At 50.5% G+C, this 13029-nt stretch carries 11 protein-coding genes; 6 read left to right on the top strand and 5 right to left on the bottom strand.

Annotated elements, in window-relative coordinates; all coding sequences use genetic code 11:
* From P9L94_04295 to P9L94_04285, 3 genes are all read left to right on the top strand, one after another.
* Positions 1–206: hypothetical protein (locus P9L94_04295; GenBank protein ID MDP8243279.1), on the top strand; the 206-nt coding region annotated here is incomplete at its 5' end.
* Positions 193–1029 (top strand): aldolase/citrate lyase family protein, encoded by an 837-nt coding sequence (locus P9L94_04290; GenBank protein MDP8243278.1) that lies wholly within the window; start codon positions 193–195, stop codon positions 1027–1029. The genes P9L94_04295 and P9L94_04290, both read left to right, overlap by 14 nt.
* Positions 1030–1046: 17 nt before the next feature.
* Positions 1047–2126, top strand: a complete 1080-nt coding sequence (locus P9L94_04285; protein ID MDP8243277.1) for a sialidase family protein — start codon at positions 1047–1049, stop codon at positions 2124–2126.
* Between the two features lie 133 nt (positions 2127–2259).
* On the opposite strand, the gene P9L94_04280 is transcribed toward P9L94_04285, so the two are convergent.
* A complete protein-coding gene (locus P9L94_04280) occupies positions 2260–3756 on the bottom strand; it encodes a serine hydrolase (protein ID MDP8243276.1) in 1497 nt (498 codons plus the stop codon).
* Between the two features lie 482 nt (positions 3757–4238).
* On the opposite strand from P9L94_04280, the gene P9L94_04275 reads away from it, so the two are divergent.
* Positions 4239–5240, top strand: a complete 1002-nt coding sequence (locus tag P9L94_04275; protein ID MDP8243275.1) for a hypothetical protein — start codon at positions 4239–4241, stop codon at positions 5238–5240.
* 85 nt (positions 5241–5325) lie between these two features.
* On the opposite strand, the gene P9L94_04270 is transcribed toward P9L94_04275, so the two are convergent.
* The 3 genes from P9L94_04270 to P9L94_04260 form a co-directional block, all read right to left on the bottom strand.
* Complete coding sequence (locus P9L94_04270; protein ID MDP8243274.1) at positions 5326–6738, bottom strand: LamG domain-containing protein; 1413 nt, start codon at positions 6736–6738, stop codon at positions 5326–5328.
* Between the two features lie 45 nt (positions 6739–6783).
* The gene (locus tag P9L94_04265; protein ID MDP8243273.1) at positions 6784–7386 is read right to left on the bottom strand and encodes a prepilin-type N-terminal cleavage/methylation domain-containing protein; all 603 of its coding nucleotides are present in this window, start codon (positions 7384–7386) and stop codon (positions 6784–6786) included.
* A 260-nt stretch (positions 7387–7646) separates the two neighbouring features.
* Positions 7647–9173, bottom strand: a complete 1527-nt coding sequence (locus P9L94_04260) for a transglutaminase-like domain-containing protein (GenBank protein MDP8243272.1) — start codon at positions 9171–9173, stop codon at positions 7647–7649.
* A 351-nt stretch (positions 9174–9524) separates the two neighbouring features.
* Between P9L94_04260 and P9L94_04255 the strand changes: the two genes are divergently transcribed.
* Complete coding sequence (locus tag P9L94_04255) at positions 9525–10115, top strand: prepilin-type N-terminal cleavage/methylation domain-containing protein (GenBank protein MDP8243271.1); 591 nt, start codon at positions 9525–9527, stop codon at positions 10113–10115.
* 79 nt (positions 10116–10194) lie between these two features.
* The gene (locus tag P9L94_04250; protein MDP8243270.1) at positions 10195–11241 is read left to right on the top strand and encodes a hypothetical protein; all 1047 of its coding nucleotides are present in this window, start codon (positions 10195–10197) and stop codon (positions 11239–11241) included.
* A 93-nt stretch (positions 11242–11334) separates the two neighbouring features.
* On the opposite strand, the gene P9L94_04245 is transcribed toward P9L94_04250, so the two are convergent.
* Entirely contained in the window at positions 11335–12936 is a 1602-nt protein-coding gene (locus tag P9L94_04245; GenBank protein MDP8243269.1) for an amidohydrolase, read from the bottom strand.
* Positions 12937–13029 lie beyond the last annotated feature (93 nt).

Here is a 13029-nt window from a genome sequence, read left to right as displayed (position 1 = left end):
TGCATAAGGGCTTGAAAGCCCGCACTGAAGCAAGCAGAGTTGTACCCATGCCTGATACAGCGAAAGATCAAGAATTTACGAAAAAGCGTCAAAAAAACGCAATTCAATTTGTGATAAAGTATCCAAACACCGGAAGAACCATAATTTTGTTGAATTGTGATTACAATAGCGAAAAACAAAAAGCAGGATGTGATGCAAGGAAATAAAATTCGCGAATCGATCCGGCAAGGCCGCCGCGTATACGGCATTCATATCAGCCATGCGGGCAGCGCCTATTATGCCCAAAAGACGCTGGGGCTTGATGTTGATTTTGTATTTCTGGATACCGAACATGTCCCGGTTGACCGCAGCGACCTTCACGCGTTGTGCGCGACGTATGCGAGTCATGGCGCGTCGCCAGCGGTGCGCATTCTCCACCCGGATATTCATCTCGCGACCGCTGCGTTAGACGCTGGCGCACAAGGAATTGTGGTTCCATATATTGAAACCGTCGAAGAAATCGCCGAGACGGCGGGCGTGGCCCGGTTCCGTCCATTCAAAGGCCAGCGCTTGCGCAATGTCGTCGCAGGCGTTGAACAATTGAACGAAGAAACCGAACGCTATCTGCTCCATTACAACGCAAACAATTACTTTCTCATTGGAATCGAAAGCGTCCCCGCGATAGAAAACCTCGACGCTTTACTGAACGTCGCGGGCGTCGACGGCGTGTTCATCGGTCCGCATGACCTTTCGCTTTCGCTTGAACTCCCTGAGCAATATCAGCACCCGCGCTTTGTGGAAGCCGTGCTTTCCATTATTGAACGCGCGCGCCGGGCGGGCTTGGGCGCGGGGATGCACGTCAAGGCGGATACGGCGCCGCCCCCGCAATTGGCGCAATACATCGACGCGGGCTTGAACTGGATTCTTTATTCACACGACGTTTCAATTATGGTCGAAGCCGCCAATCAGCAGTTAAACCAGATGCGAATCCTTCATGGTGATACATTCAACTCGCATTTTTCACCTCGCGACTCATCACCAGAAATTTAAATTAGAGGAGCCTGACAGTGAACTTTCGATATGTAGTCGTATTTATGTTGGTGTGTTCATCTTTCACATTTGCGGCGGATGACGTCCAAATCAACCATTTGTTTGGACCTGAACTTCCCGGCCCCTATAAACATCCCGCCTCGATAACCGAGTTAGATAACGGCGATTTGTATGTGACGTACTACTGCGGCGAAGGCGAGTACGCCGTTGATACCGCCGTCTGGGCTTCCCGTCTTGTGAAAGGCGAAAGCAAATGGAGCGAGCCGACCATCATCGCGGATACGCCCTGGCGTTCCGAGGGCAACCCCGTCGTTTGGCAAGCGCCCGGCGGCTTGGTCTGGTTGTTCTACGTCAACCGTTACGGCGAGACCTGGTCGTCGTCGCGCATCAAAGCCAAGGTGTCAAAAGACGACGCTTATACATGGTCGGATTCTTTTATGCTGACCATGGACGAAGGGACGATGGTGCGCGGGCGCCCGATTGTATTGAACAACGGCGAGTATATGCTGCCCGTGTATATTGAAACCGGCATGGATACCGAACTGGTCGGCGGCGACACCGCGTCCTACTTTTTGCGCTACAACCCCAAGACGCATAAATGGAAGGCAACTGATTACATCCAATCGGCTAACGGTAACTTGCAGCCGCAGGTCGAGCAAATTACGGATGACTATTTTGTTTGCTATATGCGGCGCGCGGGCGGCTACGAGCCGACGACTGAGGGTTGGATGTTGCGTTCGGAATCGCATGACGGCGGCTGGACCTGGACGGACGCAAAAAAGACGCCGTTTAAAAATCCCAATGCGGCAATCGATTTTTTGAAGTTGCAAAGCGGCAATCTGCTGTTGGTGTTTAATGACAATATGAATGATCGTACGCCGTTGACGCTGGCGCTTTCAACCGACGGCGATAAAACCTACGCCTACCAGCGCGACATATTAACGGGCGAAAATACGTTTGCTTATCCATACGCGATTCAAACACGCGACGGCAAAATCCATATCGTCTACACCACCGATGAGCGCAGCGTGGTCATGCACGCGGTGTTAGATGAGACCGCGATTTTGAATGAAAAGTTTAGAGTGAAGAATCAATAATTACAGAAAAAAGGTTTCAACAATCACGTCGACGGGCATGGGGGCAAGTCTGTGCGCGCCTGTGCAAAAGGGCCTGAAGGCCCGCACTGAAGCGAAAAGAGTTGTACCCATGCCCGAATGAAAACAGGCGAATTCACTCCTTCTTTTCGTAAACCGCCCCGAGGATTTTCACGCTGGAAATAGCGCCGCTCGTATCCAGTTGAAATGAAACCAGGGCTTCGTCGCGAAATTGTAAATCCGGCAGCAGCAAGAACGTGTCATAATGCCAATGTTTCAATTTCCCTTTAAACAAATGGGTCTGGTTGAAGTTGAAATTCAACGAGCCGTTTTTCGCTTCGAGATAAAACGATCCATACATCGGGTGGGTATATTCGCCCGCATAGTCTTCTAACGGACGGCTGGCGGGCGCATCGGCGATGCGCTCTTCGGTGCGTTTTTCTGTTTCTTTTTTGATGTTGCTGCGCCATTCGCGATGTTTCTTCAAATAGATGTCCAGCCAGTCGGGGCCGTCTTGTTCTAAGAATAGATCGCACAACGCATAGCACATCGCTTCACAGCAATCGGTTTCGCTGTTGGTTAAAACCGTCACGCCTAATTCCAACTCAGGAATCAAGCAGACGTGCGAGCGAAACGTGACTACATGCCCGCCGTGTTCGACGTATTTCAGCCCTTTGTATTCATACATGCGGTGCCCCATGCCATAGGCGTGGAAATTGACATGGCGCCCGATGTCGTTGATCGACTGGGTCGAGAGGATGGTTTGCGGCGATTGCATTTCTTCAATCTGGGTTTCGCTGATGAGTTGCTGGTCGCCGAATTTTCCTTTCGCAAGCAGAAACTTCATCCACGTCGCCATATCAACGGCGCTGGAACTGATGGACGCCGCTGCGCCGACGTGGTTGGCGTCATACCATTCGGTCGGTTCAATTTTGTCGTCGCCGCGATGAAACGCATGAGGGACCGCAATGTTGGATTTCTCATCGAAACCGTGAATGCTCGACGATGAGTTCTTCATGCCGAGTGGATCAAAAATGCGCGTCTGGATGAAGTCGTCCCAACTCATGCCGCTGGCTGATTCCAACACCATTCCAGCGGTAAAGTACATTAAGTTGTTGTAGTAGTACCCGCTGCGAAATTTTTGGCTGACTTCCAAATATTTCAATCGCGAAAGCAATTCTTTGCGCGTGAATTCGGTTCGCCACCAGGCGGGGTTGCCGCCTTCCATCCCTGTTTTGTGCGTAACCAGATCACGGATGGTCATGTCGAGCGTCCGGTATGGGTCCGACAGCCGGAACGTGGGCAGATAATCAATCACCGGGTCGTCCCAATTTAACAAACCGTCATCGACCGCCATCGCCAATGCGGCGCAGGTGAAGGTCTTGGAATTGGATGCAATGGCGAATTGGGTCTCAACATCAATGAGATCGCTTTTGCCGATGTTCTTTACGCCAAAACCGTCTAGCAGCAGGGTTTCTCCCTGATGCACAATCGCGACCGCCATGCCGGGGATTTCCCACTCTTGGCGATGGGTTTCAATGAGCGATTTGGCTTGTTCCGCGTCAAATGAATGGGCCGCGATTGATGATGAAATCAAGATCGAAACAACGATCAAAAATCGATTCGTTCTCATTATTACGTCCTCTCGTTGGAGAATGGAAGACAAAAGCCGATGTCGGTTCATCGTATAAATGATTATTCTCTTATGCAATGACCATGCTATTTTGCGTGGGGGATTATCCGCTACGCATTTTCGTATAACGCTAAAAATTCGAAAAAAAGATTCATCCGCTATGTAAGTGTTTGCATTGATGGATGGTCATAATTTTGATAGCGAAAACGTATTCCGGCATGGGTGCAACTCGGGGAGCGCCTGTGCAAAAGGGCCTGAAAGCCCGCACTGAAGCGAGCAGAGTTGTACCCATGCCTAATGCAGCGAAATAAAAACAGTATCCAAGTTTACGGAAGAACCTTTCCTTTTGAATAAAACGCCAAACGAAACTTCAGCAATAAAAAGACCGCTTCTGTGTATATATTTTTGTATTGCTTGGGCATACGATTTGTTATACAACAGTGAAGTATTGCATATTTCCACAAGCAGAAAGGAATAACCTTATGTATCGCGCTGCATCATTTGTCTTAGCGTTTCTCGTTGTTTCATCGGCCTATTCACAATCAACGCTCGGGACGTATCTGTTGGAGTTTGAAACTGCGGGGGATCCATTGGCGATCGCCGTTGATTCGAACGGCGGCGTGTATTACACCGTCTTTACATTCGCTGGGCCGAACCAGACGCGCTGTTATTATGTCGCGGACCCATTGACCGTAACCAGCGTCGAAAGCCATGTCCTGGTTGATGACGCGGCTGACACGGAGGTTGTCGCGGGGCGTGGATTCACTGGCGTTGCGGTCGATAGCCAGGGCAACGTGTTTCTCGCGCTCGAAAGCGGAAGCGCAGATACCGCGACGGTGCGTAAACTCAGCCCGGCGCCGGATTTTCAACCCGTTGCAGATTTTTTTGACGGCGTTGTGGTTGGCGGCAAACGATATAACGGCGTTGAATTGATGGATGATGACACGCTCATTCTTTCCACCTTCAACACCATCGAGTTTTGGGACGCCAACGATTCGGTTCCATTGCATGTTGTGACAGGATTGGAAGCCTATCAGCGCGACGTGGCTTTTAACCCAACAACCAATGAAATCTATGCGGCGAAAAACGGCGGCGATTCAAGCAACAGCGTGAATAGATTGAGCGGCGGTTCTGCGGACGACCCGACCGCATACACGGAAATCACCAATGGCTTCATCGCGCAAGGCGGCGTCAATTCGACCTATGGCGTTAACAGTCAGTTGATTGAGTATGATGGGTATGATGACATGATTTATGTGCCGGATTATTCGGCGGAACAAGCAGTGATTGCGGCCTATCACTCCGCAGACCCAAGCGCGCCGGTCGCGATGATTGACGGGTCTGAGTCGCCGAATGGTCCCTTGGGTGATCCGGCGGACTGCGCAGCGACCGTCGAATTTATATTCATCACCGATAACGCCAACCAGCGCATTCTCGTTTATGGGAAGTTCGTCAATGACGTTGACGAGTGGAATTTATATTGATGCAGCAGCGGCATTGAATCGGTTAGATAAAAAAAGGCGAGGCATGATGCCTCGCCTTTTTCATGTTTATGATTACGAATCGGTTTTAGTGAATTGACCATTCCGAAACGTCAGCTACTTCAACAATGCTGAATTGTTCCGGCGCCAGCACGGAGGTGTGAACGCGAACGCGGTCGATATAGCCCTTATACGGCAGGCCCGCTGCGTTTGAGCCGGGGCGGCCTTCAACGCCGATGTAGAGCGCATTGCGGTCAACCGAGAAGTTGACGCCGCCTGTATACTCCAGCGTATCGCCCAACTCGCCGTCTACATAAAAACGAAGTTCCGCCGCCGCTGTATCGTGTACAACTGCGATGTGGTGCCAGCCGCTGTCATCTGGAATTACTGATTCATTGTCAGCGTCCAAAATGCCATAGGTTGTGACAAACACTTTGCGCGGATCGGTTGTGACGGAGAATGAATAGCCGCCGGTTCCGGGAACGCCGTATGAGAACACAATGGCGCGGGTATTCGGCTGGTCTTCATATTTGACGTATGCTTCCAGAGTAAAAGTTAAGTCCAGGTCTAACTGAAATGCGTCTTCGGGGTCTTGGACGGAAACGCGTGCGTTTTCTCCATTAAAATACAATGCGAAGTCGCCTGGTTGACCGGTCGGGCCAGCGCCCCATTCGGGGTAGCTCGATTGCAGAATGGTTGTTTCTTGCGGGGTGAGTGTTACTTCAGTCGCTGCTGCATTTTCCGCAGGGAACGAACTGAAATCATAACTCGCAATCGTGGAATCTAACATTGCTTTGGGGGCGTCAGCAACGCTATCAAGTTCACCCGCCGTTAATACTGCATTGTGAATACGGAACCGGTCCAGATAGCCCGTATAGAAGCTGCTGTTGCCTGCGCCGCCCATGACGAAAGTCGAGTTCTGAAGAACTCTGGGGAAATTCGTGGTTGCAACAAACGCTGCTTCTTCGCCATCCAAGTAGAAGGTGATGCCGACTTCTGGTTCAAATACGGCTGCTGCGTGATGCCAGACGTCCACTTCCACTGGAACGCCGGATGGATAATCGGCGACGGCCAGATGGGTGAAAATAAAATTGCCGCTGGAAATGCCCATCTTAAGCGAATTGCCATAGCGGAAAAAGTCCATATAGGTTTCCGTCAGATCGGTCGCTTTAACCCATAGTTCAACGGTAACTGGCGATGTTTCCAGGTCTAAAAACGGCTGCGCATCCGTCGAACCAATCAACACTTCGTTGCCGCTGAAGAAAACCGCTGTGTCGCCTGCGGCCCCTGAGGGCGTGTCATCAACGATTTCAACAATGGCGTCTGGGTTCGGCGTAATGCCAAACACGCCTTCATGCTGTCCGCTCAGGTCCATTACTGATTCTCCCGAACCTTCATCGAAATCAAATCCGATGACAGGATCAGGCGCTTGTGCGTAGCTTGGCAGCGCAAAAGCGCACACTGCCATAGCCAATACTGCTTTGCGAAATTTGTTTGTCATAGAACTCTCCTTTTCTAATTCAAGCAAAAATATAAAATTAGGCCGTTAGCGCTGACAGCATCCACCGTATGACCGGTTCAGATTGCCTGAACCGAAATAGTTGATGTCGCCGTTGCTAACGAGACCGTTGCTTGCGTCAAATCTCATTCCATACTCATTGGCTTTGTTGGGGCCGACGCTGCGGATCTGATAAAACACTTTGCCATACGCCCAGTTGTCGTTTTGACCGCCCGCCCAAATATTGGGATACCCCGTCCAGATGTTAAAATCTGCGACCAGCGAGTCATAGCCGTCGTCTTGCGGCGTACGCGACCACATAAAATAACTGGGGTCTAAGGCATGGATAAAATTGAAGCGGCCTTCTTCTGCGGGCGCGAACGGATCGGGATTGAGAGTTCCAATATAAGAGACTGGCGTGGTCAAACGGAACAATTCGTTGTTTTCGATGCGGGAATTGCCAAAGTCAAGAAAATACATTTCAAATGCAGTCGCGTAAGCGTTTTGATCGGCCTGGACGCGAGAAATCTTGGCGCGGACTTGTGCATTAAGAAAGTTTGGAACAGCGATTGCCGCCAAAATCCCAATGATCGCTACGACAATGAGAAGCTCAATTAATGTGAATGCAAGCGTATTGTTTCTCTTTTCCATTTTAGGCGCCTTTAATATAAAGATATAAAATTCACGTGACGTATATATTCATACACATCTCATAAATTTCTAACCATCTTTTTGTCAAATAGTTATAAAAACTCTTCGCAGGTCCCAGAAAGAAAACAAATGAAAAACAGAGAAAGGCATCATTTATAAATCATAAAATTGCCCTTCATTAATAATGAAAAGATAATAAATCGGCGGGCTAGAAAAATCAAGTGAAAAATTGCTGATTGATGAAAAAAAACACCAGGATTTCACTCTTGCATGAATGGCTCGTCGCTGAGGATTTCGAGTGTGTAATCAAATTGGTTGAAATAGAGATTTTCTGAGTCGGTTTCTAATTCACCGCGCTGAAAGTCAACCGTGTCAGATCGGGGAAAGCGTTTTATCGGGGTATGCGGTTCTCCAAACTCATCATTCGCAACCAACCGATACGGAGAAAGACGGCCAAAGTAAAAGCGAGACAACAACTCGCGTTCTTCCTGCTTTAATCCGCCCCAATTTTTCCAGGCTTCGAGGCCGAAATTGGGGTCAACCGGAACCCAGCCGTAGGGCGAAAGATAGATTGATGTCCAGTCGTGCAGGTTTTTGCCCTCGGGGTAAATCATCCATCCTGATTCCCAACGCGCAGGGATTCCCTTGATGCGGCACAAGGTCATATACAACAACGCCAATTGCCCGCAGTCGCCATAGCGGTTGCGGAGAACATACATTGGGATGTCGTTTAGCGTTGAATATTCACGGGCGAAACTGTAGTCCGCATATTGTCCAATCCATTCATAGAGTTTGAATGCGACCTGATACGGATTTGTTTCATCGCCGACGATCGAATCCGCTAACTGAATGAATTCTTGATGGAAGCGAATTTGCGGGTGTTTTTCTTTGAGGAATTTTGAAACGTCTGCGGGCAGATCATTTGTCACTTTGTCAGGATCAATGGCGTCGTATCTCGGCAGGGCCGTGTAGGCGTACTCGATTTCAAACACGGGCGGAAACTCCGTCGCGGTTTGCTCCATATAGATCGAGCGGTGCGGCGCATCGTTCGAGGCAATCGAACTGGTGTGGCTGCTGGATATAAATGTCACGTCACGCTGGAAACTCGTCTCTTTGGGGTAGGGCAGCCAACAGCGCACCGTCTCGCCTGGTTGGACGGCGCCGTCTTCAACGCTAACCGTCATGCGGATATGAAAACGCCGCGCGCCTTGGGTCTCATCATCGGCTTGAGATGTATTGAGCGCATATTGCGCTGTCTTGAGTCTCGCCGCGCCAAAGGCGCTGTAGTCGCTGCGCAACCACCGCGAACGAAGTTCGGGATAGCGAAAATAAAGGTTGGATGCGCTCGCGCCCAAAAAGCGGGGAACGCCTTGTAGAATCCGCATGTCAAAGCGGCCTTCGTTCAGCCACTGGTTGAGTTCTTTCTCTGTCCAGCCTTCAACCCGCGAATCCAGCGCTCGTTTTAATCCATCCAGGTCGAGTGAATAATCGCGCTGAATACGGCGGATGCGTTCTGCTTCGTGCATGAAAAACTGCTGAGTCGATTCATCATCGACGCTTTGCGCGGCTTCAATAAGTTTCGCCCGCGCTTGGTCATAATCACCCCGGCGAAGGTCATCAACAATGTCTGACGGCGCGCGCTGGGCGAGCTCGGGGAAATCAAGCGCGACCCAATCGGGTTGGATCGACTCGAAGGAAACCTCTTGCGCCAGGATGTTCGATTGAGATAGAACAATTGCGCATAGCGCAAGAATAATGCGAAACCGATACGTACGATTCAAAGCCATTTGTTTAGGTTCTTCCGTAAATTGGAAATTTGTTTTATTTCGTTGCATTAGGTATGGGTACAACTCTGCTCGCTTCAGTGCGGGCTTTCAAGCCCTTTTGTCGGGTGGCTTGTAAAGCGGTATGAGAATTGCCATATAATTCTAACAAAAATGATACTTTGGGCTACAAATTCACCGGAATCGTCCTAATATTCTACTAATATGTAGGAATATTGATTTTTCTCCACCGTTGAATCTACACCCAAAGTTATAACCAGTTAAAAAATCCACACTTTTCTGTCGGTTTTTAAGCATAGTGCATAGCTTTTAAACGGTTAGAACGATTGTATTTGAAAGGATTGATGAATTCGAATGCTTTCTTCATTGAGAAAAACACCAGGTTTTACCTTGATTGAGTTGCTGATTGTCGTCGCAATTATTGGAATTCTCGCTGCAATTGCAGTGCCGAATTTTTTAAACGCGCAGATTAAAGCGAAAGTGGCGCGCGCCCAGTCAGATTTACGCTCGATGGCGACCGCGATTGAGATGTACACTCTCGATAACAATGCGCCGCCGCCCAGCACCAACCCAAGCATGACCAACAGCGACACCACCTATGGGTACATGCGTTTTAATCTTACTACGCCGGTGGCGTATTTATCGTCGGGATTGCTGCCCGACCCGTTCGTCGACCAGTGGGATGAAGAAACCCAACGTAACGACGAACTCTATTATACCTATCACAATTTGAAGATGCTGACCGATCACATTTTGTTTCCTGATTATATGGAAGATTTCTATGGGACTTGGCGGGCGTTGTCGTACGGGCCCGACAAAACTTACGCAAATGGGACCTACGGCGTCCGCATTTATGACACCACAAACGGAGTTCTTAGTTTTGGCAACATCATCATTTCACAAAAATATCAGACAGTGAAAGATATCCCGGCGGCGTTGAAGTAAGAGGCGTATTACCTAAACCAAATGTAACCGCAAACGCGGATGCAGAAAGTTATATCTAATTTCAATGGAGGTAGTTCGGATGAAAATGAGAAAACTGTATTTAGCCGCGGTGATGGGGTTGGCGATGTCGCTGACCGTTTCCGCACAAGAAGTGGTTTATGAGGACAACTTCAACACGGATACGTCAGGCAACTATTCAGTGCTTCAGCTGGACCGCCCTGATACGGGAATGGACAACGAAGCCCGCTTTGCCTATGACTACAGCGTTGACGTTGACGGCATCGGCGATGGGATTCCGCCTGCGCCAAACTCGACGGATGGAGACACCATCGCATTATGGATGTCAGCGAATTTCATGTTTGAAAATAATGCGGGTTCGTTTTTGAACGTGTATACCAACCAGGAATTTTCGGGCAACTACCAGGTCTTCGTCGATGTCTTTGGCCGGGTAAACGCTGATGCGGCCGGTTCGACCAACCAAAACTTAGTTGGTATAAACCACAGCGGCGAAAAACTTGTCAGCCTTGGTCAAGGTACGTTTGGCTTTGAAGAGGCGGTTGACGATACCGACGGCTACTTCTGGTCCGCAGCGCCTGACCTGGGTTGGGGATCATTTGATTATGCCCTTCTCGAAGGCGGCCCGACTGAAGACGGTACGGATAACTCCGTATGTGGAACATGGTTTATTGAAACGCCTACACAAGATTGTGCGGTTCCCGGTGATGGCGAAGATGATGGTGTTCCTCGTCCATACAATGAATTATTCAGCCTTATCTACTTCTTCAATAAATCCGGCGGTAGTTACACCGGCGCCTCTGCAAACCACTGGACGGAGTTGCGAATGGACTTTATTGACGGCGTCGTGACAGTCTATTTGAAAAGTGAAATCACCGAGGAAATTGATTTTATTAACAGCGACTTCCCTTGGGTGCAAACCACAGATGATGGTTTCATCAAAGTTGTCGAATATGACGACGCCGATGATACCTATCCATCAGGAAAAATCATGTTCGGTTATGAGGATACCTTCGACTCGCGCTTTACCTCGACCCAGTTTGGATTATATGACAACCTGAAGGTCATTTCGTTAGGCGGCTCGGACGTTGATTCATGGAGCGTCTACTAAGCGCTGCTTAAAACCATTCATGCTTCATCACAACGGGTTGGTGAAATCGCCAGCCCGTTTTTTGTGCGCATTCATCCCAATAAGGGGGGGGGCTTATTCGGCGTTATTTTCGAAGACGATATCGCCGTTGACCAGAGTTAAATCGACATGCGCTTTCGCTATCTCATCGCTTGATATTTCGGCGATGTCGTGGTCGATGATGACTAAATCCGCATACATTCCAGGCTTGAGAGCGCCCTTTTGCTCTTCTTCAAACGAAGCGTAGGCGGCGTCGGTGGTGTACGCTTGCAATGATTCCTCAGCGGTGATTTTTTGCAGCGGCGTCCAACCGTCGGGGTGATTGCCGTCTTTGGTGCGGCGGGAGACGGCGGCGTAGATTCCCTCCAGCGGCGTAGGCGGCGCGACGAACCAGTCCGACCCAAACGCCAGCCGCGCTTGTGCGTCGAGCAACGAACGAAACGCATAGGTCACGCTGCTGCGCTTGGCGCCGATGGCGGCCTCGGCCCAACAGCCGTCGTCCATCAGGTGATAGGGCTGCATACTGGCGATGACGTTCAGCGTATGAAAACGGGCGATATCGTCGGGACGCAGGTGCTGGGCGTGTTCGATGCGAAAGCGCCGGTCGCGCGGGCCGTTGGCTTCAATGACGCGCTCGAAGACGTTCAGTATTTCATGGTTGGCGCGGTCGCCGATGGCGTGCATCAACACATGTAAGCCTGCTTTGTCTGCGGGTTGGATTTTTTCATAGAGTTCCTGCGGCGACTCAACAAGCAAGCCGTCGTTGTCGGGATCGTCGAGATACGGCTCAAAAAACTGCGCGGTTTTTGAACCCAGCGAACCGTCTAGAAAACCCTTCAATGCGCCGATGCGCAGCCATTCGTCGCCGCGTCCGTTGGCTTCGACTTCGTCGCGTAGGGGTTCCCAAGTCGAAATCGGGACCGCCGCGTAAATGCGCGTCTTGAGGTCTCCAGTGGTGTGTGATTTTTTAAAAACCGCCAAATCATCCCAAGACCCCATGTGATGAATGCTGGTGACGCCTTGCGCGGCGACGTGTTGCATCGCGGCTTGCAGCGCTTTGCCCGATTGCTCCGTCGTGGGCTTGGGCAACACCCGTTGAATGAGAATCATGGCGTTGTCTTTGAAGACCCCGGTGAGCGAGCCGTCGGGGTTGCGCTCAATTTCGCCGCCGTCGATCTCGGCGACGTTTGCCGCCAGGCCCGCGCGTTCGATGGCGAGGGTGTTGGCTAGCGCCATGTGTCCGTCGTGGCGGTCGATCCAAACCGGATTACGCGGCGTGACCGCGTCGATCCAATCGCGGCGCGGCATTTCGCCGCCCCACAAGTAGTGGTTCCAGTTGCCGCCGAGAATCCACTCGTCTGGTTGCAAGGTTTCAGCAAAGCGGCGGATGGCTTCGACGAATTTTTCTTCTGAAGCGCAATCTTGCAATTGGACGGACGACAGCTGAAAGCCGCCTTCGAGAAAATGGACGTGCGAGTCAATAAAGCCCGGCGCGACAAACCGTCCGCGCCCTTCGATGATGGTGGTTGAAGGCGCGATCCATTCTTCGATGGCGTGGGTGGAGCCGACCGCAAGAATGCGCCCGTCGCGAATGGCGACCGCTTCGGCGCGGGTTTCTCCAGGAGCGCTCCAAACATTGGCGTCGATAACGGCGAGGTCAGCGGGATTGGCGTTCATGGTTTTCGCTCCAAGCGATATCATACCAGGATTCAAAACGAGCGCTTCAAATTTTAACGCACAGAAGTATCCATTAAAAATTCAAAGTTGAAT

Source organism: Candidatus Hinthialibacter antarcticus, from assembly GCA_030765645.1.
GTDB lineage: Bacteria > Hinthialibacterota > Hinthialibacteria > Hinthialibacterales > Hinthialibacteraceae > Hinthialibacter > Hinthialibacter antarcticus.
This window is presented reverse-complemented; position numbering and strand designations above follow the sequence as displayed.